The sequence below is a fragment of the Rhodococcus sp. HM1 genome (assembly GCF_023218075.1).
Taxonomy (GTDB): Bacteria; Actinomycetota; Actinomycetes; order Mycobacteriales; family Mycobacteriaceae; genus Rhodococcus.
Genome location: NZ_JALPTB010000021.1, coordinates 1 through 25,640 on the forward strand (window position 1 = coordinate 1; position 25,640 = coordinate 25,640).

The 25,640-nt window shown below is 65.4% G+C and carries 19 protein-coding genes and 1 pseudogene; 12 read left to right on the forward strand and 8 right to left on the reverse strand.

From position 1 onward, the window contains the following. Nucleotides 1-219: 219 nt before the first annotated feature. From M1M07_RS13010 to M1M07_RS13025, 4 genes and pseudogenes are all read left to right on the forward strand, one after another. Nucleotides 220-2,514, forward strand: a pseudogene (locus M1M07_RS13010) (tetratricopeptide repeat protein); the annotation flags it as partial. Nucleotides 2,515-3,808: 1,294 nt separating this feature from the next. After that, nucleotides 3,809-4,537 (forward strand): alpha/beta fold hydrolase, encoded by a 729-nt coding sequence (locus tag M1M07_RS13015; protein ID WP_248674440.1) that lies wholly within the window; start codon nucleotides 3,809-3,811, stop codon nucleotides 4,535-4,537. Further along, complete coding sequence (locus tag M1M07_RS13020) at nucleotides 4,534-4,953, forward strand: OB-fold domain-containing protein (RefSeq protein ID WP_248674441.1); 420 nt, start codon at nucleotides 4,534-4,536, stop codon at nucleotides 4,951-4,953. The genes M1M07_RS13015 and M1M07_RS13020 overlap by 4 nt, the downstream gene beginning before the upstream one ends. Nucleotides 4,954-5,528: 575 nt before the next feature. After that, a complete protein-coding gene (locus M1M07_RS13025) occupies nucleotides 5,529-5,834 on the forward strand; it encodes a zinc-binding dehydrogenase (protein WP_248674442.1) in 306 nt (101 codons plus the stop codon). Between the two features lie 95 nt (nucleotides 5,835-5,929). Here M1M07_RS13025 and M1M07_RS13030 read toward each other — a convergent pair whose 3' ends face one another. From M1M07_RS13030 to M1M07_RS13045, 4 genes are all read right to left on the reverse strand, one after another. Further along, nucleotides 5,930-6,736: a glycerophosphodiester phosphodiesterase family protein gene (locus M1M07_RS13030; RefSeq protein WP_248674443.1), complete on the reverse strand. Its 807-nt coding sequence runs from the start codon at nucleotides 6,734-6,736 to the stop codon at nucleotides 5,930-5,932. Continuing rightward, nucleotides 6,736-8,124, reverse strand: coding sequence for an ABC transporter substrate-binding protein (locus tag M1M07_RS13035; RefSeq protein ID WP_229583473.1), 1,389 nt, complete (start codon nucleotides 8,122-8,124; stop codon nucleotides 6,736-6,738). Before M1M07_RS13035 ends, M1M07_RS13030 begins: the two co-directional genes overlap by 1 nt. An 87-nt stretch (nucleotides 8,125-8,211) precedes the next feature. Continuing rightward, nucleotides 8,212-9,099 carry a carbohydrate ABC transporter permease gene (locus M1M07_RS13040; RefSeq protein ID WP_248674444.1) on the reverse strand — a complete coding sequence of 296 codons (888 nt, stop codon included), beginning with the start codon at nucleotides 9,097-9,099 and terminating at the stop codon, nucleotides 8,212-8,214. Further along, a complete protein-coding gene (locus tag M1M07_RS13045) occupies nucleotides 9,096-10,058 on the reverse strand; it encodes a carbohydrate ABC transporter permease (protein ID WP_248674510.1) in 963 nt (320 codons plus the stop codon). The genes M1M07_RS13040 and M1M07_RS13045 overlap by 4 nt, the downstream gene beginning before the upstream one ends. A gap of 316 nt (nucleotides 10,059-10,374) precedes the next feature. Here M1M07_RS13045 and M1M07_RS13050 point away from each other — a divergent pair, with 316 nt between their 5' ends. Both M1M07_RS13050 and M1M07_RS13055 read left to right on the forward strand, forming a co-directional pair. Further along, nucleotides 10,375-11,250, forward strand: coding sequence for a DeoR/GlpR family DNA-binding transcription regulator (locus tag M1M07_RS13050; RefSeq protein ID WP_229581400.1), 876 nt, complete (start codon nucleotides 10,375-10,377; stop codon nucleotides 11,248-11,250). Beyond that, entirely contained in the window at nucleotides 11,247-11,927 is a 681-nt protein-coding gene (locus M1M07_RS13055) for an HAD family phosphatase (protein ID WP_229581402.1), read from the forward strand. The genes M1M07_RS13050 and M1M07_RS13055 overlap by 4 nt, the downstream gene beginning before the upstream one ends. A 40-nt stretch (nucleotides 11,928-11,967) precedes the next feature. Here the strand turns inward: M1M07_RS13055 and M1M07_RS13060 are convergent, their stop codons facing one another. Further along, nucleotides 11,968-13,050 (reverse strand): ABC transporter ATP-binding protein, encoded by a 1,083-nt coding sequence (locus M1M07_RS13060; RefSeq protein ID WP_248674445.1) that lies wholly within the window; start codon nucleotides 13,048-13,050, stop codon nucleotides 11,968-11,970. A gap of 722 nt (nucleotides 13,051-13,772) precedes the next feature. On the opposite strand from M1M07_RS13060, the gene M1M07_RS13065 reads away from it, so the two are divergent. The 3 genes from M1M07_RS13065 to M1M07_RS13075 all read left to right on the forward strand — a co-directional run bounded on the left by M1M07_RS13065 (nucleotide 13,773) and on the right by M1M07_RS13075 (nucleotide 15,650). Continuing rightward, on the forward strand, nucleotides 13,773-14,342 hold the full coding sequence (locus M1M07_RS13065; RefSeq protein WP_229581406.1) for a hypothetical protein: 570 nt from the start codon (nucleotides 13,773-13,775) through the stop codon (nucleotides 14,340-14,342). A gap of 205 nt (nucleotides 14,343-14,547) precedes the next feature. Then, the gene (locus tag M1M07_RS33205) at nucleotides 14,548-14,994 is read left to right on the forward strand and encodes a DUF6278 family protein (RefSeq protein WP_229581408.1); all 447 of its coding nucleotides are present in this window, start codon (nucleotides 14,548-14,550) and stop codon (nucleotides 14,992-14,994) included. A gap of 116 nt (nucleotides 14,995-15,110) precedes the next feature. After that, nucleotides 15,111-15,650 (forward strand): helix-turn-helix domain-containing protein, encoded by a 540-nt coding sequence (locus M1M07_RS13075; RefSeq protein WP_248674448.1) that lies wholly within the window; start codon nucleotides 15,111-15,113, stop codon nucleotides 15,648-15,650. Between the two features lie 1,062 nt (nucleotides 15,651-16,712). On the opposite strand, the gene M1M07_RS13080 is transcribed toward M1M07_RS13075, so the two are convergent. Together M1M07_RS13080 and M1M07_RS13085 are read right to left on the reverse strand one after the other, a co-directional pair. After that, nucleotides 16,713-17,465, reverse strand: a complete 753-nt coding sequence (locus M1M07_RS13080; protein WP_248674511.1) for a FadR/GntR family transcriptional regulator — start codon at nucleotides 17,463-17,465, stop codon at nucleotides 16,713-16,715. A gap of 133 nt (nucleotides 17,466-17,598) precedes the next feature. After that, a complete protein-coding gene (locus tag M1M07_RS13085) occupies nucleotides 17,599-18,675 on the reverse strand; it encodes an NADH:flavin oxidoreductase/NADH oxidase (RefSeq protein ID WP_218775645.1) in 1,077 nt (358 codons plus the stop codon). Between the two features lie 197 nt (nucleotides 18,676-18,872). Between M1M07_RS13085 and M1M07_RS13090 the strand changes: the two genes are divergently transcribed. The 3 genes from M1M07_RS13090 to M1M07_RS13100 are packed head-to-tail and all read left to right on the forward strand — an operon-like array spanning nucleotide 18,873 to nucleotide 22,989. Further along, nucleotides 18,873-19,859, forward strand: a complete 987-nt coding sequence (locus M1M07_RS13090) for a nitronate monooxygenase family protein (protein ID WP_248674450.1) — start codon at nucleotides 18,873-18,875, stop codon at nucleotides 19,857-19,859. Nucleotides 19,860-19,869: 10 nt separating this feature from the next. Further along, a complete protein-coding gene (locus M1M07_RS13095; RefSeq protein ID WP_085470907.1) occupies nucleotides 19,870-20,652 on the forward strand; it encodes an enoyl-CoA hydratase/isomerase family protein in 783 nt (260 codons plus the stop codon). Between the two features lie 42 nt (nucleotides 20,653-20,694). After that, nucleotides 20,695-22,989 (forward strand): acyl-CoA dehydrogenase family protein, encoded by a 2,295-nt coding sequence (locus M1M07_RS13100; RefSeq protein ID WP_230826082.1) that lies wholly within the window; start codon nucleotides 20,695-20,697, stop codon nucleotides 22,987-22,989. Nucleotides 22,990-23,081: 92 nt separating this feature from the next. On the opposite strand, the gene M1M07_RS13105 is transcribed toward M1M07_RS13100, so the two are convergent. Continuing rightward, the gene (locus tag M1M07_RS13105; RefSeq protein ID WP_229580855.1) at nucleotides 23,082-25,529 is read right to left on the reverse strand and encodes a CaiB/BaiF CoA-transferase family protein; all 2,448 of its coding nucleotides are present in this window, start codon (nucleotides 25,527-25,529) and stop codon (nucleotides 23,082-23,084) included. Nucleotides 25,530-25,640: the final 111 nt, after the last annotated feature.

Here is a 25,640-nt window from a genome sequence, read left to right on the forward strand (position 1 = left end):
TCGCCGCATACGTGCGGTGGCGCAATGCTCGTGCCGAGCCGAAGACCCGGTTCGCCCCGGACTCACCGATCCGATCGTGGACCGAGTACCCGCATTACACGGCCAAGGTTGCTTGACGAGGCACTAGCCCTGCCCGCCCAACGCGAGGGGGAGGCCGGTGACCGCGGATCGGCGTCAGACGGTCGGCACCGTCCCTCAGAACCCGCCCCTCGGAGCACCACCGGGAATCTTCCCCTGGAACTGACCAGTTTCGTCGGCCGCCGGGACGAGCTCACCGAGGCGAAGAACCTGCTGACCGGCTCCCGGCTGGTGACGTTGACCGGCATCGGCGGGGTCGGCAAGACCCGACTCGCCATGCATGTCGCAACGGCGGTGCAGCGCGACTATCCCGACGGGGTGCGGCTGGTCGAACTCGGTGAGCTGCACGACGGGTCGGCGTTGGTCGACGCGGTGGCCACCGCCGTGGGATTACGGAACCATTCGGCGCGGGCGCTGCGGGAGGTGCTGCTCGAATATCTCACCCCGCAGCAGATGCTGCTGGTCCTCGACAACTGCGAGCAGATGATCGACTCGGTCGCCGCACTCACCGAGCTGCTGCTGCGAGGGTGTCCGCGGGTGCGGATCCTGGCCACTAGCCGCGAGTCGTTGGGCCTCGGTGGGGAGGCGGTGTTACGGGTCCCCCCGCTGGCCGTGCCGGATCCGGCGCGGGAGCCCTCGCTGCGGGCGTTGCCCCGCTACGAGGCGGTGAAATTGTTCGTCGACCGCGCCGCGGCCGCGGTGCCGGGATTTGCGCTCGCCGAGGACAATGCGGCGGCGGTGGCGCGGATCTGTCACCGGCTCGACGGGCTGCCGCTGCCGATCGAGCTGGCCGCGGCCCGGCTGCGGGCGCTCTCCCCCGAGCAGATCCTCGAGCGGCTGACCGACCGCTACACCCTGCTGACCCGCGGCCGACGAGGCGTGCCGACGCGGCAGCAGACCCTGCGGTGGTGCATCGACTGGAGCTTCGAATTGTGCACCGCCACCGAACAACTCGTATGGGGTCGGATGGCGGTCTTCGCGGGCAGCTTCGACCTCGATCCCGCCGAGCACGTGTGCGGCGAGGGCCTGGCGGCGGGTGAGGTCCTCGACACGCTGAGCTCCCTGGTGGACAAGTCGATCCTGATCCGGGAGGAGACGGGGTCGGTGGTGCGATTCCGGATGCTTGAGACACTGCGCGCCTACGGCGCCGAGAAGCTCGAGCAGTCCGGTGAGGCCCTGGTCGTGCGTCGCCGGCACCGGGACTGGTACGAGGCGTTGGTGCTCGAAGCCGAAGCCGAGTGGATCAGCCCGCGCCAGCTCGACTGGATCGCCCGCCTGAAGCTGGAACTGCCGAACCTGCGCGAGGCCCTCGAATTCGGCCTCGAGGACGATCCCGCGGCCGGGCTGCGCACCGCCGCCGCACTGTTCATGTTCTGGGGCACGCAGGGCCTCTACCACGAGGGGCGGCGCTGGTACGACCGGCTGCTCGCCCGCCACAGCAGCGCACCCACCCTGGAACGGGCCAGGGCCCTCTACTGTGCCAGCGTGCTGGCCAACGTTCAGGGCGACCTCCATGCAGTGACAGCGCTCCTCGAGGACGTGCGTGCGCTCGCCGCGCAGACCACCGACCCCCTGATATGCGCGTTCGCTTCCTCCACCGACGGCACACTCGGCCTTCTCGCCGGCAATCTCGAACGTGCTCGTACTCGCCTCGAATCCACACTCGCACAGTTCAGTGAACTCGGAGACCGCGCGTTCGAGCTAAGTGTCCTGATCTCACTGGGGACGGCCTACGGCCTGTCCGGCATGACGGATCAGGCGATCGAATGCCTCGAGCGGGTCCTCGCCATCACGGAAACGCACGGTGAGAAGGTGTATCGAGCACACGGGCTCTGGAACTTGGGAGTTGTCCTGTGGCGGCGCGGTGAGGCAGATCGTGCGGTGCACCTTTTCGACGAATCACTCGCGCTGTCCCGGCAGGTGCGCAATCCCCGCCTCGTCGCCTCCTGCCTCGAGGCACTGGCCTGGATCAGCGCCGAGCTGCGCGACGCACGTCGGGCCGCAGTGCTGATGGGCGCCGCGGACGGCTTGGCGCAGACGGCGGGCAGTCCCGCGATCATCCATTCCGATCTGGTTGTCCATCACGAGGAATGCGTTCGCACGACCCGGCAGGCACTCGGAGACAGAGCGTTCTGGGCTGCCCACCGCGAAGGTGAACAGTTCGGCTTCGACGCGGCCATCGCCTACGCCCTCCACGAGCGGCCGCCGGCCGGCTCCACGCGCGAGACCGATGCGCCGGCGAAGCTGACCAAAAGGGAACGTCAGGTCGCGGACCTCATCGGCGAAGGCCTGACCAATCAGGCCATCGCCCGTCGCCTGGTGATCTCACCTCGCACGGCGCAAGGTCATGTGGAGCACATCCTGGCCAAACTCGGATTCACATCCCGCACGCAGGTCGCGGCCTGGGTCGCGGAGCAGAAACATGACCAGGTCTAGAGAATTGATTTCTTGACGGATGGGGGGTCGTCCTTCGTTCGGCTAGGCATACAGTCTGATTCAGCTGCTCGTACACCATGGACGCAACCTGCGACAGCACGGTCCTTCACGCCGAAGGGGAACGGAGTTGTCGTCAGTCGCGTAGGAGTTCGACGCTCGGAAAACGCTCGCCTGGCTGTGTGGATCGAAACGACACCCGCATGCGGCGGTTGGGCTGCATCGGAACGTCACCGTCGATCCAGGAATACACCCAGAGTCCCTCGTCGAGTTCGACGATGGCCAGGACCGACGGGCGCGGTGCACCGCGTAGCGGATCGGGGCGCCCTCGACGACCGGCACGAGACGATCACGCCCGCGCCGGCCGAATCGATCGGCTCTAGGAGGTCGGAGCCGCGCACCCGTGGCAGGTGATGGTCGACGGTGCCAGCACGGTGGCGCAGCCTCGACATTTCCGGAGGACGAGCTTGCCGAACCGGATGGTCCGCTTATGGGCATGAGCACCGTACCGAGGCGTCGCAGGAAGATGCCGCCGGTACGAGCTACCGGCGGTCGGCGAGGTACCGGCGATCGGTGTCGATGGAGCATGCCGGGGCCTTCGATCGAACGGCTAGGACACCTTTCCCCGGCGCCTGCCGGGGTGGAAGACCCCGGATGCCCTGCCGACAGGGGGATGGGGGGAGGCAGGGCATCCGGGAGGGGTCGAATCGTCGACCCGGGATCCACGATCCGTCTACAGGGGGGATGACGGATCGTGGTGGTTGATGGGAGATCGCATTGTCGGTCGCGTTGCTCGTCGTGGCTGGAGTGGTTCGGATTCCCATCGATGATGGTGTGCGCAGGCGGGGCCCGGAACGGCCATATGGCGGGGTAGGGTACCTATTTTTGCCTGGATGGAAGCTCGGCTGGCGCCGCGGTCCTTGCGCTTGGTTTCGGAAGGCGCGCCTGGCGGTGTAGGCGTTGGTGTGCCGCTGAGTCCGATGTCTACGGGTCTTATGCCGCTCGAGCGGTAGAAGAGCGCTGCAGCGGCCCAGTAATCTCATCGTCTCGTACCGACCAGTTTCCTTGCCCCCGGCAAAACAGGTATGTCTCCGGGTATTACGGCCGTCGCCTCGCTGCGGGGAAGGCGGCACGGTGTGATGTGTCCACCATTTCTATCGAAGGTTCACCCCCCATGCACCATCCATATCGGCCGCCGGTACCCCGAGCCCGCGGGCATCACCCAGTGATGCACTGGTCCAGTGTCCGAGTCGACGATCAGGTAGAGGTGTGCACGGTGCTCGGGCGAGGAGCGCCGGTGGTCTTCCTGCCCGGATGGGGATTGACGCCCTGGGTCTACCGGCGCGCCCCGGCCCAGCTGGCCCGAAGCTGTCGGGTCTATGCCCCGGCTGTACCCGGGCTCACGGCAGCGCCGGTCCGTCCCCTCGACAGGAAGACCCTGGCAGCCTGTTCAACCTGGCTCGGCCGGTTCCTCGATGCTGTCGGACTCTGGTCCGTGACACTTCTCGCGCACTCGTTCGGCGGGGCCCTTGCCATTCAGACCGCCCATGATCTTCCCGATCGTGTGGCGCGACTTGTTCTGGTGAACTCCGTGGGCGGAGGGGCCTGGCCTGACCTGGGGGGTGCGGTGCCTCCGCTCGGCGACGGACCTGTGCGGGGGCGGGGAACGACTCTAGAGGAAGCGCAGTCGCTGCGGATCCTTGCCTCGGCCACGCCGTCTCGCCCCACCGGCAACGACGGCGGTGTTCCGGAAACCGTGGGCCTCACCGACCGCGTTCCCCCGGATCGGGACCTGACCGCGGAGCTGACCCGCCTCGCGCAGCGACATCTACCGGTATCACTGGTGTGGAGCAGAGGAGACCGTCTGATACCGCGGGCGAGCATCGAAACTCTTCGAAGCGTGCTGGGTAGACCACGGATGTTCACCGTCTCGGGAGGACATGGATGGCCGATCACCGCCCCCGAGTATTTCGGCAACGCCATGCGCACCGTCCTGAACGGGTTCCCGATCGAGGTCGCGTCGTGAGCATCGATATCTCCCGGCAGGGACGCGAGACGACGCGGTCCGGGAAACTCGTCATCTGGAAATGTCGGGACTGCGCCGCGCTGTTCGCGCCACTGACGCGGTTGTGTTCCTCGTGCAGCAGCGGTGATCTCGAACCCGTCCTTTCGGCCGGCGTGGGAGTGATCGTCTCGTGTCGGGTCGTCAATCGCGCTCCGGACCCGGTGTGCGGTGTGCCGTGCCCCTCGGTCATCGCCATCGTCGAACTCGATGAGGGGCCTTGGGTCTATTCGTGGATCGACGGCGAGGTGTCGGTGCGGTCCGATCGGCCGGTGCGGGTGTGTTTCCGGTACACGCAGCCGGGTCAGCGATTCCCGATCTTCGAACCACGTCACTCCGATCCCGTCCTGCCCGAAAACCCTGCTGCGATACAGCTTTAGCCACTCTGATCTGAAGAGTCATTCCTCGCCGAAGTGCTCATCATCATGACAACGATCGTGCTCTTCGCCAGGGACCATCCGCGAGAGGGTACGCAGAATCTGAATCTGCTCCCGTAGCGGGACGATCTACGTGCGCACCTCCGGCCCCGGGATCCGACCGAGGTCACGTCCCCCATGCATCTCTGTCTGTCCGAGGTCGGCCCGGGAATGGAGAACTGGAAGGTCGGAGACCGCGTCGGGTTATCGCCATTGATGTCCGACGGCGACGCCATCGGCTACGGCGCCTGGGACGGCGGCTACGGGCCGAAGGTACGGGTCACCGGCGTGAACCTGGTACGGCTACCTCCGGAGCTCTCCTTCGAGTTGGGCGCGATGGCGACCGATGCAGGAATCACCTCCTACCACGCCCTGATCACCGCCGGCGGACTGAAGAAGGGCATGCGGGTCGGGGTGATCGGTCTGGGGGCCTGGGCTACATCGGGGCGCGCGTCGCCGTGCTCAAGGGAGCCGAGGTCTAAGCTGCCGACATCGATCCGTCCACCCGGAAACGTGCCGCCGAGATCGGGCTGGCGGGCGTGGCCGAGTCGATCACCGAATTCGCGGACAAGGACCTGCAGTTGATCATGGACTACGCGGGGTTCGGAACGACCACTGCGCAAGCGGTGGATACGCTCGCCAAGTCCGGGACGCTGGTACAGGTCGGCCTCGGCCGCCTGCAGTCCACGGTGAACACTCAGGCCATCGTCCGCAAGGAGTTGCGGATCCTCGGCTCCCTGTCGGGCACGCAACAAGACCTCGCGGAGCTCTACGAGCTCATGCGTTGGTCACAGCGCGTGCACGCGGGTACACGTCGCGGTCACGCTCGATCGCCCAGGCGCTGACCGCGTGACCGAACATCGTTGATCATGGTCTTCCCGAGCACGATGGCCAGGTGGCGTTTGAGGCAGCGAACGGCTTTTCGAGAGGTCTTTCCCTCTTAACTGTGCCGCATTGGCTCTAGAGGTCGGGGCCAGCGCGCGATGACCTCGCGGGCCTGCGCGAGCCATGCGATGCCCGCCTGGGGATCGTCGACCGTGCCGCCGTTGAATCCGAGCGCCAGGCCGCGTCGCACGTCGTCGAGACTGCGCACCGGCCATCCGCCCATCTGGTACCCGGCCGCCTGCATCCGCTGCACCAGCTCGTCGGTCAGGCCGTCCCAGCCGCAGTAGAACGCGTCGGCCTCGACCTCGGCGAGCACGTTCTCGATCCCGTCCGGGTGTCGTTCGGTGTCGGGGTAGCCGTGTGTGATCAACCCGCGGGAGATCTCCGGCGCCAGGGCGTGCATCCGGCGCAGGGCCTCCGGTTGGAAGCTCGTGAAGCGGATCCGGGCGGCGTCGTGGGGGCGTCTGGCCACGACGCGGGCGATTTCCTCGCACGCCTCGACGGCTTTGATTTCGACCTGCAGGGCCACCGTGGTCGCGGCGAGCACCTCGCCGAGTGTCGGGACATGCCGGCCGTCCCCGATGTCCACCGCTCGGATCTGTTCGTAGGTCAGTTCGGCGACCGGCCCGAGGCCGCGACCGGCTTCGTTTGCGGCGGTGCGGTCGAGGGTCGCGTCGTGGAGCACGATCGCGACACCGTCCGCAGACAAGCGGACGTCGAATTCGAGTTCGTGCACGCCGATCTTCTCGGCGAGCCGGAACGATTCGAGCGTGTTCTCCGGTGACAGATCTTTCGCGCCGCGGTGGCCGACGACGGCGTAGGTATCGCTTCGGCCGTGGGGGTGTGTCGTGTCGGGGATCATCAGGCAACCAATTCCTCGTACTGGGCGCGGATGTCTTCGGCATCGCGGCGCATGGTGGCGGCAGCAGCGCCGAGAGCTGCTGCGGGGTCGGCGTTGTCGGTGTAGAGCTTCTGGATGACGGTGCGCATCTCGAGAATCGTCGAACCCACGAACAAACGGGCGGGGTCCGGTTGACGCGCGCGATCGAGCTGGTCGATGGCCAGGCCGTAGTTGGGGTTCTCGGCGATACGCTGCGTGACGATCGAGGACGTCGCAGCGCCCTTGGTGGCGGGAAGATAGCCCGTGTCGACGGCCCACTCCGCAGCTTGCTGATCTTCCGCGAGGAACGCGATGACCTGGGCCGCGGCGGCCTTGCGTTCCGGGTCGGCGTTCTTGAGGATGCCGAGACCGGCACCGCCGGTGGGGACACCGGTGTCCAGTGCAACGGGCAGGAAGCCGGCGCCGAGCTCGAATCCTGATGCTTCGGCGCCCTTGGTCAGTCCGGTCAGCGACCCGGTGGAGTTGGTGATCGTCGCGACGAGACCGTTCGTGAAGTCGGTGTTGATCTCCTGCGCGAGATAGCCGATCTTGTCGTCGTTGACACACGCACGGTCGAATTCCGCCGCGGCGATGGCGGCCGCGGAGTCGACCGTGATGTCGAGGCCGTCGGACATCGCACCGTCGTAGTTCCACAACAGGCCCTGGAAGTACCAGTCGTCGGAACCGGTGTAGGCGCGCATCATGAGCTTGTTGCCGCGGTAGTCGCGACCGGTGATCCGATTACCCCAGTCCCGGAACTCGTCCCAGGTCTCGGGTGCGCGATCGGGGAGGCCGGCCTGCGCGAAGACGTCCTTGTTGTAGTAGAACAGTGGCGTCGAACGGCCGAACGGTACCCAGTACGGTTCCCCGCGGACGACGCCTTCCTGGAACAGGCGATCGTGGTAAGTCTCGGCGTTCCACGTGTCGGTGAAGTGACTGCCGAGCGGCTCGAGGTGGCCGGAGAGGAAGAATTTGTTCCACGACACGTCGGAGAAGATGGCGACGTCCGGGATCTGGCGGGCCTGCAGACCGGCGGACAGTTTTTCGGTGAGCCCGTCGTAGCCCTGGAACTGCTGGATCTCCACGTAGATGTCGGACTGGGATTCGTTGTAGCGATTGATGAGCTTGGCCAGGGCTTCACCGTTGGTTCCGGACCAACCGCTCCAGAAGACGATGTTGGTGCGGCCCTGGAACTGAGCGGGAGGTGCGACGTCCGGCTGGGCGAATCCGCCCGATGACGATCCTCCGCCGGGTGCGCCGCACGCCGCCAGGATCGGGACCGATGCTGCGACGCCTCCGGCGATCGCCAGGAAACGGCGCCGGCTGAGCGCGGACGAGGTCAGGGCGCTCTGTCGGGTGAACAGGGACATGGAAGCTCCTCGAAGGGGTGGAGGCGGAATCAAAAAATCTGGGAGACAAAGGGAATTCGGTGGGGCGGGGCAGCGCGTTGTCGAACGTCAGCGACGGACAGCGGCGCCGGCGAGCCCGGCGACGATGTAGCGCTGGGCGAAGAGGAAGAGCAACAGCATCGGAAGGATCACCAGGACGGTGCCCGCCATGATGGGTCCCCACTGATCGACTCCCTCGGTCTCCTTGAGGAACATCAGACCGATCGGGAGTGTGCGTGCCTGAAGGGTATTGGTGACCAGCAAAGGCCAGATGAAGTCGTTCCATTCGTCGATCACGGCGATCAGGGCGACCGTCACCACGGCAGGTTTGGACATCGGCAGTACGAAGTACACGAGTCGGCGCACGTGGCCGCACCCGTCGAGTTCGGCTGCTTCGAGCACTTCCTTCGGCAGTGCCAGAAAGTGCTGGCGCAACAGGAATGTGCCGAACGCGCTGGCGAGGCCGGGGAGGAAGATGCCTGCATACGTGTTGATCAGACCGAGGTTGCCGATCGTCATGTAGTTGATCAGCAGCGTCACATGACCCGGGACCATGAGCGCGCCGAGCACCGCGAGAAACACGATCTTCTTCCCCGGGAACCGAAGGAAGGCAAATGCGTACGCGCTGAACACCGCGAGGAGCACTTTGAGTGTCGACCCGGCCGCGGTGACGATCAGGGAGTTGACGAAGAACTGCGCGAACGGCACCGCCTCCCAGGCACGGGCGAAGTGGTCAAAGACGATCGTCGACGGAATCCACTGCAGCGGCCACCGATAGATCTCGCCTTCGGGTTTGAACGCCGACGAGAACATCCAGTAGAAGGGGAGGAGGAAGACGATGCCGACGACAGTGAGGCCGAGCATGCCGCCGACGCTGCGGATCCGGAACTTGCGTGCGCGCGGCGCCGGGGTGGACGGGGTGTCCGTCGAGGGCCGGGACCCGGTCGTGGTCGTCATGAGTAGTGCACCTTCTTCTCGACGAATCGCATCTGCACCACCGTGACGACCATGAGCATCACGAACATGATCATTGCGCCGGCCGCGGCCGATCCGGCCTTGAACTGGCGGAAGCCTTCGTTGTAGATGAACCAGCTCAGTGTCGTTGTGGATTCGGCAGGTCCACCGCTGGTCATCATCGCGATGACGTCGAAGGATTGGAACGCGCCGATCACCTGCGTGACCATGAGAAACATGGTCGTGGGGGAGAGCAGTGGGAGCTTGATGTACCGGAATACCTGCCATCGGTTCGCGCCGTCGAGGCGCGCCGCTTCGAGCACGTCTTCGGGGAGGGATTGCAGTGCGGACAGATACACGATGGCGACGAACCCGACGCCTTTCCAGATCGACACGATGATGAGGGCGGGTAGCGCCCACTGACTGGTGGTGGTCCAGTGCGGCGAACCGAACCCGAGCACCGAGAAGAAGGCACGGGACAAGCCGTAGTTGGGGTCGAAGAGGAAAAGCCATATTGCTGCTACCGCGGCACCCGAGAGGATGTGGGGTGAGAACGCCAGTGCCGAGACCGCTGAGCGGCCACGCGTCTTGGTCGTGAACAGCAACGCGAGGGCCAGGCCGCCGAGGAGGCTTGCGCCGACCACCGCCACGACCCACACCGCGGTAATGCGCAGAACGCGCAGGAAGGAGGGGTCGGTGAACAGGTTGATGTAGTTGTCGAGGCCGATGAAAGTCGGGCTCGGTGCGATCATGTCCCATCGGGTCAGACTCAGATACGCATTGCCGATTACGGGCCAGTACGCGAACACCGCGATGAGCGCGAGGTTCGGGAGCGCGAACAGGGCGAAGAGCATGTATTCCCGTCGCCGCCGACGGTTCCGGTTGCGCTGTGGTGCGGGTGGTGCCGCAGGACCGTCCGGGATTTCCGCAACCGGCATCGCCGTGATGCGCTGGGCTGTCATGGACACATCCACCCTCCTTTCGAAATAACAATGCAGTGTTAGCAATCTGCGGGACGCGACTCATGGTGGCATCCGGTGCCGGGGTGGTCAAAGCGCCTCGATGGATAGCGGGAATCGCCGCACCGGATCTGGAGTACATCTAAAACGATTGCTAGGCAATACAAGTGGATCTGAGGAGTTGTTCTTCGGAGTTCTCGGTAAGCAGCGATTCGGAAAGAATCGGGCAAACCTTCCCGCTCTGTTCATGACCCGTTAATCACACTCGGGGTGATATAAAGAGCCAAACGCGAGTAGAGCATCGAGGGGAGATTCGGAGATGACGCAGCGGATCATCAGTACATCGAGACAGGCGCGCCTCGACGCGATCCTCGAATGCCTGCTGGCCGACGAGAACGAAACAGCGCAGTCGCTGTCCACACGATTCGGCTTGTCGCTCATGACCGTTCACCGAGATCTGGACGAGCTACAACGTCGCGGGGTCATCCGGAAATTCCGAGGCGGAGTGAGTGTCGCACGCACGAGCACCTACGAAATCAGTGCACCACTGCGCCGTCTCGTGGCGGTACCACAGAAGAAGGCGATCGCTGCTGCTGCCGCCGCCAGTATGGTGGCGCCGGGACAGTCGATACTGCTCGACGACTCGACGACTGTCGCAACCATGCTCGATCACCTGCTCGACATCGAAGAACTACACATCGTGACCAACTATCTGCCGACCCTCACGCGCATTGCGCACGACGGCGGCGCGACGGTCACCGCGATCGGCGGAACGTTCGACATAGGGCACGAGTCCTTCCTCGGGGTCGGTGCGGTGGCCGCGATCCGCAACCTGAGGGTGGACACCGCATTCTTCTCCACAACCAGCGCAGACCTCGACGGCACCTACCACCAGGAAGAATCGATCGTGCCGGTCAAGGCCGAGATGATGCGCTCGGCACGTCGACGAGTACTGCTCGTCGACTCGAGCAAACTCGGCGGGACGTCGCTCCACCGGGTGTCGGGATGGAAGGTCGTCGACGACCTCGTCACCGACATCGGAGCCCCCGCAGATCTGCTCGACGCGCTGCGCGCCCAGGGAGTGCGAGTGACCACGATCGACCCCGCGACGCCGTTTCCGGAAGCCCGACGAGAACCCGGCACCGATGCTGTAGGCACAGACGAAGCAGGCACACACGACGAGGAGAAGCAGTGACCCAGGTAGATACCGGCGTGGATGCCGTGTTGTGGGATATGGACGGCACTCTGGTCGACACGGAGCCGTACTGGTTCCGGGCCGAAACTATTCTCCTTGCCGCGCACGGCATTCCGTGGACAGAGGAGCAGGCAGCCGAACTCGTCGGCAATGCGCTACCGACATCTGCGGCTGTCCTGCGCGCCGCCGGCGTGGATCTCGGCATCCGTGAGATCATCGACACACTCATCGATTCCGTGATCGCGCAGGTTCGGCAAGCAGTGCCGTGGCGACCCGGCGCGCGCGAGCTTCTCGCGCAGATCCGCGCTGCGGGTATTCCATGCGTGATGGTGACGATGAGTGAGCGGACGCTGGCATCGGAAATCGCCCGACTGCTCCCGGACGGGACCTTCGAGTTCCTGGTGACCGGCGACATGGTGACCCGGGGGAAACCCGACCCCGAACCGTACCGGCTCGCCGTCGAGACCTTGCGATCCACCCGCGGTGAACTCTCCCTCGACCGGATCGTGGCTATCGAGGATTCACTACCCGGTATGGCCTCGGCCACAGCCGCCGGCGTTGTCACACTGGGTGTTCCCAATATCGTGGAGTTGCCCGACGGTCCCGGCCATACGCTGTGGCCCACTCTCGAAGGTCGCGGCCTCGTACATCTGAGAGAGCTCGTGAACACGCGGTGACACCGTGGGGCCGGTCTCCGACCGGCCCCACGTGCGTTCGTCAGGCGCTCAGACGAAGCCCGCTGTCGCAGTCGAACAGGTGCAGCGCCGACGGCTCGGGCCGTATTTGCACTACCGCATCGACCGGGGGAGGTGTGCGGTCGCCGGTGCGGACCGTGATCGGAAGACGTGTACCGCCTGCCATGACATGGCCGTACAGGTACGCGTCGGCTCCCAGTTCCTCGACCATGTCGATCGTCATGTCGACCCCGGTGCCGTCGGTGCTCACGTGCATCGACTCCGGACGCACACCGACCGTGACCTTCACGCCTCGGGTCGCACCCAGCGTTCTCCGTTCGACCGGAACGGCGAGACCTGCGAAGTCGATACCGCCGTCGACGATCGGCACATCGATCAGGCTCATCGCCGGCGACCCGATAAAACTGGCGACGAAACGGTTCGCTGGTCGCGCATACAGATTGCGGGGCGTGTCGACCTGCTGGAGGACGCCACCGTCGAGAACCGCGACCCGGTCACCCATCGTCATCGCCTCTATCTGGTCGTGGGTGACGTACATCGTCGTCACCCCGAGCGTACGGGTGAGCCGGGCGACCTGATTACGCGTCTGCACACGCAGTTTCGCGTCGAGATTCGACAACGGCTCATCCATCAGGAACACCTGCGGGCTCCGCACGATGGCCCGGCCCATCGCGACCCGCTGACGCTGACCGCCCGAAAGGGCTTTCGGTTTGCGATCCAGGTACGGCTCCAGATCGAGCATGCGCGCCGCCTCCACGATGCGACGACTGCGTTCGTCCTTGGACACCCCGGCGATCTTCAGCGCGAAACCCATGTTCTCGGCCACCGACATGTGCGGATACAGGGCATAGTTCTGGAACACCATCGCGATGTCGCGGTCCTTCGACTCGACGTCGGTGACGTCGGTGTCGCCGATGAACAGCTGTCCGTTGTCGATTTCTTCGAGGCCGGCGAGCATGCGGAGCGTGGTGGTTTTTCCGCAACCCGACGGGCCGACGAGGACGAGGAACTCGCCGTCGGCGATCTCGAGGTCGAGCCCGTCGACCGCGGGTTTCTCGGCGCCGGGATAGTGACGGGTGATGTCGGAGAAGGTGACTGTAGCCATGGGGAGATTCCTTCCACGGGCAGGTACGTGCCCGACGATCCGTAGTGAAGGGACAACGGTCCGATCACTGTCATCCCATCGGCTGTGAATGAACGCGCGATGGTGGCCGTCTGAATAGGAGGTGGCGGCGACGCGAGGACTGTCAGCGGCTCGCAGGTACCGAACCTCGTCACGGGCCAGCATCGTCAGTTCTGAATGTTCACTTCCCTGGACGGGAACACATTCGAAGACGTCAGCACCACACCGATATTCACCACGTGGCCGTCACAGACGATCGACGCTGCCGGCACGGTGTGGGTCGTCGCCGACGGCGTCAGGTCTATTCCCACCGTCAATATGGGTGGCCACCGCTGTTGGATGTAGCGGCCCTCTGTCGACGGCAGGTGAAAATTAATGGTGGTGTACGCGGTCGTCCGACACCTACGTGAAAACCGGCGGCGAACCCCTCGTGCCAGATCAGTGCGGAGTTCGAGTGCAGCGGTGGTGGCACCGCGTCCAGAATCGTCGTCGACAAGTCCGCACGACTCTTCTCGGCGGCGCCGTCACCGTGCGGCACCGTTCGCTGGTTGACGATTGTGGCGTGAGCCAGCGGCAGGAAGCTACCTTTCGATCCTCGACACGCGGCTGTGACCGCTCGGGCGAAGACTCAAGGGTCCTGTCGTCAGTCGGGTCATGAACAGCTGATCGGGTGTCGGACCACCTCGCGTACGCCGGTGGCGGTGGTGACAGAGTTTCTGCTGCCGCTGACGATCGAACCGCCGACCGAGGCGTGGACTCGTGCGATGCACGCCGACCGGCACGGTTGCTGGATCACCTCCTTACACGAGGTGTTCCGGTGCACGCGCACCGCCTCGACCGAGGTCACCGTCGAACGGGTCACCACCGAGGGTGGCCGCAGCGTCGTCGACGAGGGGCGGTTGTTCCTGCGTACCTTCCCGAAAGCGATTGTGCGGACCGATCGCCGGTACGGTGTGGTGCGCATCGAGCCCGCGGCACACCCGGTGCGCATGCTCGACGATGCGGGGCAGTTGGTGCCGGTCGAGGATGCGGCACTGGCCGCCCGGATCCTGGCGCGACGGGAGCTGCCCCACGTCGCCCGCAGCGTCGACGACACCCGGTGGATCGCAGCCGAAGAGCTGATCGCAGAGGATCCGGACGGGAGCCGCGAGCGCATCGATCTCGAGATCCGAGCCTGCGGCACCGTGCAGTGGCTCCGGTCCGACCCGATGACCGACCCGAACAACGCCGACATCATCACCGTGATCTCGTTGCCGATACCGGACGAACCGTAGACCGGCGGTACCGCGCCGGGGCAGGGGTCTGCGGCGGGGTGCCGCTGGTGTGAGGAGGGGCCCTATCGTGCAGGGATGAGGCGGTCGTGGCGCGCAGGGTTGAGTCAGTGGTTGGACCTGCTGCTGCCGGATGCGGTCAGGGCTCGGCTCCCTGGTCTCGTGCAGCGCGTTTTTCGGATCGGTCCGCGTTACGGCATCGCGCGGGATGGCGGTGTACGGCTCCGGTATCGACGGCGAGATCGATGCAGCTTCGGCGTTGCTCGAGCCGGACGAGTTGCTGCGGTGGCTCGCCGCGCGTGGTGAGCCCAGCGCTGCCACGGTGGATGCGCTGGTCGCAGTGCAGCGACGGCGTGAGGAAGCGTTGGCCGATGAGGAACTCGGCCACATGCTCGGTGGCGAGATGGCGTTGTTGTTGGGGCAGGTCTTGATCGCGAGCATCGACGGCGCGCACTGGCATGTGTGGCCGAACGGCCATCCGGTTGTGCGGATCGGCCGAACGGATCTCGATGTCACCGAGATTGCCGATGCCTATCTGTGCCGGCAGGGCCATCTCCGAGCGCGATCGTCGAGCGCTACCGCGGAGCCGGCAGGTGAGAGGACCGGTCGCGTAGTGCGTGCCGCCGATCGTCGGTGGTGCATGACCGGTTGGTGAGCGGATGTGGGATAGCACGGCAGCTCTGTCTCGAGTGTGAATGTGATCCTACCGGTAATACCCTTTCGAAAGTTCCGAAAGGGTATTACGTTTCTTTCGAATAGAAGGGTGAGGACATGACGCAGGCGTTGGAGCAGCGCACGTATCTCCCGGAGCCCGAGGACGGCGACCGCTTCGCGGAGGTGATCGGCTTCCTCGACGCGCACGAACGTCGCTTCGGTGACCGGGTGGAGCCGCGATACCTGCTTGTCGGTGTGGACGAAGGGGATCAGGTGCCCTTGCCGGCCGAGGTGCACGCGATTCTCAAGCAGGTGGCCTCGGCGTTGCAGGCGGGGCGAGCGGTCACTGTTGCTCCGCACACCACGAAATTGACCACCCAGCAGGCGGCCGATCTGCTGGGGGTGACCCGACCGACCGTCAAACGGCTGATCTCGGTGGGGGAGTTGCCGGCGGAGAAAGTCGGCACCCGGCACCGGCTGGTGCTGCGTGATGTCCTCGACTACCAGCAGCGGCGACGCGCGCAGCAGTACGAGGCGTTGGTGGCCACGTCCGTGCCTCTCGTCGACGAGGACGATCCCGAGGTGGTCGCCGAGCAGTTGAAGGCAGCCCGTAAGGCCGTGGCGGCGCGCCGACGGGCCCGTAACACGATCGCCTGACCGCGAGGGAGGGTTTCGTCGCAGGGGCTCGTTGCACTGCGCGGATGTTCGCTGCTGTTCGGGGGCACGTCCGTGCTGTGGCCCAGCCGGCAACGCGACTTCCTGCTGTCCTTGGCGATCGAGGGAGACGTTATCGGTTGTCGGGCAGTCCCAGGATGGTGAGGTCTTCCCCGACGATGACTTGTCCGGAGAATCCTTGCTGAGCTCGACGTTGCCACTCTTCGGTGCTGGTAAATGATGGACCGCCTGGAACGAGGTGATTGAGTACCAGAGTCTTCACCCCGGCTCGTTCAGCCAGTGCTCCAATAGCGTCGACGTCGGTGTGGGAGGCACGTAGGTGTTCGATCAGTTTCGTCGGGGGCATCCGTTATCGGCCGGGCCCGTTTCTGTGAGTCGTGTGCGTGCCGGGAAAGCTACCTGCTCTCGGTGTCGAGGCGAAACAGGCAGTGACGGTGGGCGTACGTGCGAGTTGTGCAGGTATACGTGGTAGTTGGTCACCCTGCGAGCGGTGTCGTTGTGTGAGAGCTTGGGCAATCCAGCGATTGGTGTCGATACCGGCGTCGACGGGGAGGCCGCAGACTGATCCGATGATATGGCCTCGACGTTGGCAGGTGGCATCGTCCATGCCGACGACTGTGCGTCGCGCCGGGACACGTTCGACCAGTTAGGCGGCGGCTCACTGAAGCGCGAAGGATGGATCGCTGTTGATGACGAGGTCTGTTGGCCTGCACGTTCGTGCTCTTGGTGGTCTTTCCTGACGGAGGAACGCGCTATGAAGGACCACTTTGGGATTGGGTGCGGAACTCGGTGAGCTGCGCTGGGCTGGGAAGCCAACACGGGTGGCAGAAGTCCCCAATGCTCAAATCAATGCTGGATCGATACGAGCTGTCGGATCACGCCGCGCGGCATGTACCGGACCTGCGGCGACGTGCCAGCGGCGGATTGATTGCGAGGATACCGGTATCCGGAGCCTGCGTGAGTGGGATCCACTAGCCGCAAGATGCGCCAGGGACGCCGGACCACGTGTGCTCGACCTGTGACGGCTCGTTGCCGCGTCCGAATTCAATCCAGGATGTCGCGAACCTTCGTGTCCTCGCGACCGGAAAGCACGAGGGACTCGGCCACGACCATGTGCTTCTGCCAGTGCGTGAACGCACCGGACCCGTCGCGGGCACGCAGCAGCTTGATCAGCTTGCGCTGTGAACGGACGAACAACTTGTAGTTCGCCTCGTACTTTTCCACGTCGGTCGAGAGCCGTTCCTGAGTGACGTTCGTGGTGTGCCGTTCGTAGATCTCGTGCAGCATTCCGGCTATCAAGGCAAGTGTGGCATTGCCTGCCAGCTGGACCATCCGAAGGTGGAAACGTGCAGCGGTCTGCCCGAAAGTGCCGGATTCGTACGATGCCGGAATGGCTTCGTCCACGATGCGTTCGAGTTCGTCGAAGGCTTCGTCGGTGCCGGTTTCGGCTAGAAGTCGCGCTGCGGTGGGTTCGATGGCTTGGCGAGCGATATACACGTCGGCGACGGTGGCGCCTGAAAGCTCCAGCAGTAGCGACGCCGGTCGTGCAACTACCTCCGGGCCCGGCACGCACACCCGGGCACCGGAACGGGAACCGCGGCGGACCTCGACAAGCCGTTCGGCTTCGAGCACGCGGACCGCCTCGCGGAGCGTGGGCCGGCTGACGGAGAAATGCTCCATCAGTTCGGCTTCGTGTGGGAGATGGTCGCCGTCCTTGAGTTCGCCGTCGACGATCATGCGCCGCAGCTTGCGCGCGACGAGCTCAGCCGTCTTGGGGGTTCGAATCGCTCGTCCCATCGTGCCGGGGGCATCGAAGATCGGAGCCCATGCTTGGTCGGTCACGGGGACACCTTCCTGCTCTGGTTCAACTTCGCGTACTTAGTAAGGTACCCGAGGGGGCTACCCGGAGGTAACTACCCGTGAAGGCGTGTCACGGAATGCTGCCGCGGTACCGTGCGCTTCTGTAGGCGGCGGGCCACTGTAGCTCGGACCGAAGTTCGGTCGCTGCGCGATAGGGCCAGTGCGGTTCACGGAGCAGTTGTCGGCCGACCATGACGACGTCGGCGGCGCCGTCGACGAGTATCTGCTCGGCTTGCACCGCTTCGGTGATCAGTCCGACCGCTACGACCGGTAGCGCACTTGCTTCGCGTGCGACTCGCGCGAACGGCACCTGATATCCAGGCCCGACGGTGATCTTCTGGTGCGCGACCATACCTCCGCTGGAGATGTCCATCATGTCCACCCCGGTGCCGTCGAGGAGGCGGCACAGTGCAGCGGTGTCGTCGAGGGTCCAGCCGTCGTCTGCCCAGTCGGTGGCGGAGATGCGGACCAGCAAGGGAATGGTGTCGGGCAGAGAAGCGCGGACGGCCGCGACGATCTCGAGTAGGAAGCGGCAGCGATTCTCGAAGCTGCCGCCGTACTTGTCGTCACGGGTGTTGCCGAGTGGGGACAAGAACTCGTTGATCAGATAACCGTGCGCGGCATGGATCTCGACGACCTCGAATCCGGCGTCGACCGAACGCCCTGCGGCGTCGGCATACGCGGTAACCAGCTTCGAGATCTCGTCGCGCGTGAGTGCGTGCGGTTCGGGCAGGCCTTCGTAGGCGACCGCCGAGGGGGCGACGGTCTGCCAGCCGCCTTCGTCCAGCGGAAGCGGGATGCCGCGGCGGCTGATGCTGCCCTTGCGGCCGGAGTGGGCCAACTGAATCGCGGGAGTGGCGCCCATATCGGACACGAAGCGGGTGATTCGCCGCCATGCCTCGACCTGCTCGTCTTCCCAGATGCCGGTGTCGGCAGATCCGAGACGTCCCGCGGGCTCCACGGCGGTGGCTTCGGTCATGACCAGTCCCGCGCCACCGCGAGCCATTCCGCCGAGATGTGCGAGATGCCAGTCCGTGGGTACGCCGGATTCGGGTGCCGAGTACTGCGCCATCGGGGCTACCCAGATTCTGTTTCGAGATGTGATGCCGCGCAGCGTGATCGGTGAGAACAGCAGGCTCTCGGACACGGGTCCTCCGATTTCGGTGATGGAGTGGGTGGTGAGGAAACTGCATGGTCGTCACGCAGGTGGTCGGGCCATGTGGTCGAGGCGGGTAAATATTTCTTGCGCCTACAATACATAGTCAACTATGTTATCTAGGTAAGCAAGCGGTGTTCTACCGTGAGACAAGGCGCCGGATTGCCGGCGAACTCCGAGGAGCGGCAATGTTGAGGACGCGGTTCACCGAAGAATTCGGTATCGAACATCCGATCGTGCAGGGCGGCATGATGTGGGTCGGCCGGGCGGAACTTGCCGCTGCGGTCTCCAATGGAGGCGGACTCGGCATCATCACGGCGCTGACCCAGCCCACCCCCGAGGATCTCGCCGCGGAGATCGCGCGGTGCCGGGCGCTGACCGACAAGCCGTTCGGCGTCAATCTCACCCTCACGCTGTCGATCAACCCGCCGCCGTACGCGGAGTACCGGCAGGCGATCATCGACTCCGGTGTGAAGATCGTCGAGACGGCAGGCTCCGATCCGACAGTGCACGTCGAGCACTTCAAAGAGCACGACATCAAGGTCATCCACAAGTGCACCAGCGTCCGCCACGCCCTCAAGGCGCAGCGCATCGGCGTCGACGCGGTGAGCATCGACGGCTTCGAGGCCGCGGGTCACCCCGGCGAGGACGATGTTCCTGGTCTCGTTCTGATCCCGGCGTCGGCCGACGCCCTCGACATCCCGTTCATCGCCTCCGGCGGTTTCGCGGACGGCCGGGGGCTGGCGGCCGCGCTCACACTCGGCGCCGCCGGCATCAACATGGGTACCCGGTTCATGTGCACCGAAGAGAGCCCGATCCACGAGAACATCAAGCAGCAGATCGTCGGCGCCAGCGAGCTCGACACCCAGCTGATCTTCCGTCAGCTCCGCAACACCATGCGCGCGGCCAAGAACTCGGTCAGTGAAGAGGTCGTCGACATCCTGAACAAGGGCGGTCGCTTCAAGGACGTCAAGGACCTCGTCGCCGGCACCCGCGGCCGCAAGGTCTACGAGAACGGCGATCCCGAAGCCGGCATCTGGACCGTCGGTGTCGCGCAGGGCCTGATCCGCGACATCCCGCCGGCCGGTGAACTCGTGCGCCGTATCGCCTGGGACGCCGAGGAAATTCTGTCGTCCTTGACCCGCAACATCACCGACTCCGTTTCCGTCTCCTGAGGGGCGCGCAATGACCGAGACCGATGCACGCGAAACCGCGACTCCCGAAGAATCCCCGTTGCTCGTCACCAAGGACGGGCCGGTCGTCATCCTCACGCTCAACCGGCCCGACCGGCGCAACGCCATCAATCGGGCGATGCGCAAGGCGCTGAAGAAGGAACTGTGGCGCGCCGACGGTGACGACGAGGTGCGTGTCGTGGTGATCACCGGCGCAGGCACCGCGTTCTCGTCGGGTGTGGACCTGCCCGAGGCGTTGTCCGGCCCGCCGCCGCGCACCGAGGGCGTCACGCCCACGCAGGTGCTGCGCGGCATCTCCAAGCCGGTGATCGCTGCTGTGAACGGGCCGTGCTACACCGGCGGTTACGAACTGGCCGTGAACTGTTCGTTCATCATCGCCTCCGATCGTGCCGAGTTCGCCGACACCCACGCCCAGATCGGCCTCCTCAACGGCTGGGGTGGCAGCGCCATGCTTCCTCGCATGGTGGGTCTGCCCGCCGCGATCCAGTTCATCCTCAGCGGTGAACCCATCACCGGAGACACCGCGGCACGGATCGGCCTCGCGAACGAGGTCGTCGAGCACGACAAGCTCATGGATCGCACGTTCGAGATCGCCGGCAAGATCGCCGGCGGGCATCCCGGGGCAGTGCAGCGGATGCTGCGCCTGCTCAAGGAAGGTGCGGGCGCTTCGCTCGCGCACGCACTCGGCCTCGAGGCCGAAGCCTCTGCTACGCACCGTTCCGACGGCGCCGAAGTCGGCGCGCGGTTCGGCAAGCGGCGCGCCGAAAAATCTTGACCTACACACAATCCGAGTTCTGACATCATGGGAGGTGGCGCGGTGGAACAGAAGACCACGGCGGTACTCGAAGCAACGACCGGCGACTGGCGCGACCGGCTGGCCACACTGCTCGACGACTACCGGAAGCGTCCGCGTCCGGCAACGTCCCGTGAGCGATTCGAGGCCGCCAAGGCATGGCAGTCCGAACTCGTCGACGCAGGTCTCGCAGCACCGGGCTGGCCACGCGAAGTCGGCGGCATGGAACTCTCGCTCGAAGACCAACTCGACTACTACCGGATGACGACCCGTGCCGGTGCACCGAAGCATCCGTGCGGCCTGTCGTTCATCGTCGCGCCGACAATCATTGTGCACGGCACCCAGGAGCAGAAGGACCGTTTCCTCGAACCGCTGCTGCGCGCCGACGAATTCTGGTGCCAGGGCTTCTCGGAACCCGGGGCCGGCAGCGACCTCGCGTCGCTGTCCACCCGCGCGGTGCGCGACGGCGACGTCTACCGGGTGACGGGTCAGAAGATCTGGACCACCATGGCCGACAAGGCCGATTGGATCTTCGCGCTGGTGCGCACCGGTGCCACAGGCCGGGGCACGTCCGGCATCACCTACCTGCTGATCCCGATGAATTCACCGGGCATCGAGGTGCGTCCGCTCCGCGACGCTGCAGGTGGCCACCACTTCGCGGAAGTCTTCTTCGACGACGTCGAAGTCCCCGTCGCCAACCGCCTCGGCGAAGAAGGCGGCGGGTGGTCGATCATGCGGACCTCGCTCGGTCACGAGCGTGCGACTGCGTTCCTCGCCGACGAATTCCGTTACCGAGGAACGGTCGACAAGGTCTTCAAGCTCGCCGTGGAACAGGGTTACGCGAACGATCCGCTGATTCGCCAGGAGCTCGCGAAGGTCGAAACCAACGTCCGTGCGATCGCTGCCAACAGTGCCCGCGCGCTCGACGCCGTGTTGCGGAACGAGGATCCGGGTGGGGTCGCTTCGGTCAATCGTCTGGTCAAGTCGGAGTTCGAGCAGCACATGCACCGGCTCGCGCTGCGCCTGACCGGTTCGGGGGCCTTGCTGAACACCCGGTCCGAAGGTGTTGTCGAAAAGGGCCGTTGGACATACGGATACGTGATGGCGCGCGCCGCGACGATCGGTGCGGGCACCGCCGAGATTCAGCGCAACACCATTGCGGAGAACGTGCTGGGTCTGCCGTCGCATCGCGGCGAGGGTCGCCGAAACCCGGTGGTCGCGCCGGGCCGGCCGCTCACCGCTCCCGAAGAGGACGAGGCAGCCTTGCGCGAGGTACTCGCCGACCTGGTCTCGTCGTACGTGGACACCGAGAAGTTGCTTGCGCGCGAGTCCACGCCCGGCGACTACGACATCGGCCTGTGGGACGAACTCGTGAAGTTCGGTCTGCCCGGTCTGACCGCCCCGGAATCTCTCGGCGGCGGTGGCCAGTCGTTGCGACTGTTGTGTGCGGCCGTCGAAGAAGCGGCCTACCACCTGGCTCCGGTTCCGCTCGTGCCGACCGCAATCGCGCTCGAGGTGCTCGTTGCGGCCGGTGCGGACGAGCAGGCCCGCACGGTGGTGTCCGGTGCCACTGCCGCGTTCCTCGCCCCCGTCGACGATCAGGGCTGGGTTACCGGTTCGGGTCTGCCGGTACTCGACGGTGGCCGGTTGACCGGCCGGATCGAACGCGTGGCGGGTGCACCCGTCGCCGACGTGCTCGTGGTCCTCGCGACCGACGCGGTCACCGGCGACCGTGTGCTCGTCTCGGTGCAGCCCGCCGATGTCACCGTCACGGTGCAGAACTCGGTGGACCTGACCGCGACCGTGGGTATCGTCACCGCGAACGGGGCGCCGGCCGCGGTGCTCGCGTCCGGACAGACCGTCGACGACGCGCTGATCCGCGCTCGCCGCGTCGCGCAGCTGCTCGTTGCAGCGGACTCGGTGGGTGTCGCCAACCGGGCACTCGCGATGGCGGTGGACTGGGCCGGGCAACGTGAGCAGTTCGGACAGCCCATCGGCTCGTACCAGGCCATTTCCCACCGTTGCGCCTACCTGTTGGTCGGTGCGGAAGGTGCACGGGGGCAGGTTCTTTCGGCTGCCGATTGTGGCGAGAACGATCCCGACGCCGCGACCTCCGCGAACCTGGCAACGGCGGCTGCGCTGAGCACCGCTGTGACCGCCGCGGAGGACTGCATCCAGATCCACGGTGGTATCGGTTTCACGTGGGAGCATCCCGCTCATCTTCTGCTGCGCCGCGCGACGGCCAACGAAGCGTGGATCGGGCGTCCGGAGGTACTGCGTGATCGCGCCGTGAGCGCGGTGTTCGACCGGCTTGCCTGACGAGGTCGATCGAATTCGATTTCGGTACACGGACGAGGCCGGTGTCCCAGTCGGGGACACCGGCCTCGTCGTGTGTCGCGTGGGCGGGTCGGTCAGCCGACGATGCCCTTCTCCCGCAGTTCGGCGATGCGCTCGGAGTCGAACCCGATCTCGGCGAGTATCGAGTCGGTGTGTTCACCGATCGTGCACCCGGCGTCGGCCTTGACTTTCGAACGGGAGAATCGCGTCAGGGGAGCGAGGCGCCGGTGCTCGTCGAAGATCGGGCTGTCGGCGAGCACGGTGTAGCCGGCCTCGAAGTATTCGTCGCCCTGCAGGTGGCTCTCGGGGGTCCGTTCGGTCACGGCGACACAGCCGATGTCCTGCGCGCCCAAATCCTTCTCCCACTCGAACTTGGAGCGGGTACGCAATACGGCGTCGAGCGACTCGGCGAGATCGGTGGCGTGTGTGCGGCGCAGATCCGGCGTCGAGAACTTCTCCTGCTTGAGGTCGATGTACGGCTTCAGTGCCTCGACCAGGGTGTTCCACTCGGAGTCCTGCGGGGCGGCGAGGAAGATCCAGCCGTCCGACGCCTCGTACAAGCGGTACAGGGCACCGAGGCCGTACAGGTCGGGGTCGGAGACCGGCGGCTCGGGACGGTTCGCGTAGTCGATGTTGCGGTCCATGAGTGCGTGGGTGGCGGAGGACAGCATGGTCGCGGTCATGTCGCCCATCGGGTAACCGCGTTTGCGGGCGAGCAGGCCCAGCAGCATCGACGAGGCGACACCGAGCGCGGCCACACCGTCGGCTTGGACGGACGGGTTGGCTCCCGCGGTGTGCCGCCGCAGGGCAATGCGCTTGATCTCCTCGAGATTCTCGCCGTGGAGGTCGAGACCGCCGAGGTCGCTCATGCTGAGTCCGGATGCCGCGCCGACGGAAGGTGCGTAGGCAGGACGACCGCCGTATGGTCCTCCTGTGCCGTAGCCGGGTGCATTGAGGTACACCAGATCGGGGTTGAGGGCCTTGAGTGTGGCAGCGTCGACACCGATGCGTTCCGCGGCGCCCGCGCGATAGCTCTGCAGAACGATATCGGACTTCTTCGCGAGCTCGTGGACGATTGCGAGGCCCTCGGGAGTGTTGATATCGAGCGCGACAGATTCTTTGCCCTGCAATACTTTTGCGCCGCCCGCTTCGGGGAATGCAACGAGGCCGCGCATCGAGTCGCCGGCGAGTGGTTCGACCTTGAGGACGCGGGCGCCGAGATCGGTCAGGAGCGTCGCGCCGTAGGGCGCGGCGAACATCGAGCCGAGCTCGAGGATCGTGACCCCTGCGAGGGGCAGTGCCCCGGTGGGTGCGTCGGTAGTGGACGAGGCGTTCGATCCGGATGCGATGCCGGCGAGCACCTGCTCGGTGTCGGCCCCGAGGCGGGGCGCCGGCCGCAGTTCCGTGAGCGGCTTGCCGTCGACATGGACGAGCGTCGACGGCTGGCGGACCGGGCCGAGGTCGGGGTCGTCGACGGTGACGACACGACCGTCGTGCTGAAGCTGGGGATGATCCAGCGCGGCAACCGGATCGTTGAAGATCTCGGCGCTGACATCCGGGTTCGTATCGAAGACGTGCTGCCATTCGGCAAGGGTGCGTTCGCGGACCTTCTCGAGCATGATGTCCCGCAGTTCGACGCGGCGTTCGACGTCCTCGAAGATGGGCAGGCCCTGCCAGTACGGGTCGGCGAAGACGTGGGCGAGACCGAACTCGGTCATCATCGCGAAGAACAGGCGAGGCTCGGTCTGCGCGAACTGCAGCCAGTGACCGTCCTTGGTCTGCGCGACGAGCAGCGGGTAGATCAAGGGCGCAGCCGGCCGACCCTGATCGTCGAACGCATACATCGCCTGGTAGGCGTCGGGCCAACGCGCACAAACCAATTCGAAGAACCAGTTGTAGGTGTCCATCGAGGCCGCGCCGCGCAGCAGGTCGGCCTCGACGTGCTGACCGACCCCGCTCGACTCGCGTTCGTACAGTGCAGAGAGGACGCCCTGGACGGCGGTGTGCGCTGCTCCCCAGGCCGCCCAGGGTGTGGGTGTGAACGACGGGCCGGGACGCTCGGACATCTGCGCCTTGCCGTGGAACACGCCCATACGGGCGAGGACCAGGGCTTCGTATCCCTTGTCGTTCGCCCACGGTCCGGTGGTGCCCCAGCCGGTGATTGATGCGCTCACCAGGCGGGGATTGAGGTCGGCGAGATCGTCCGGAGTCAGACCCAGGCGCTCGAGCGCGGCGGGTCGTGAGGTGGTGATCAGGACGTCGGCGCTGCGGAGGAGGTCGTGCAGCGCGGTGAGCCCGGTGTCGGTCTGCAGATCGAGCGTGACGCTCTTCTTGCCGCGGGCGAGGGCCGGCCAACCGGTTTCTTTGCGCATCGGGTTGCCTGCCGGCGGCTCGACCATGATCACGTCCGCGCCGGCGTCGGCGAGGAAGACGCTTGCGTACGCACCGGGAGTGGTGAGGGACAAGTCGATCACGGTCAGGCCGTGCAGAGGGGCGGTGGAAGCGGGAGAAACTGCGTTCACTTCGGACCTTTCGAAAGGGTTACGGCGAACGTGCGATGTGACCTTTATAACTAACGAAGTTCACTACGTCTACATGTTGGACGGTGTTAAATTGAAATGGAATTCCTTTGC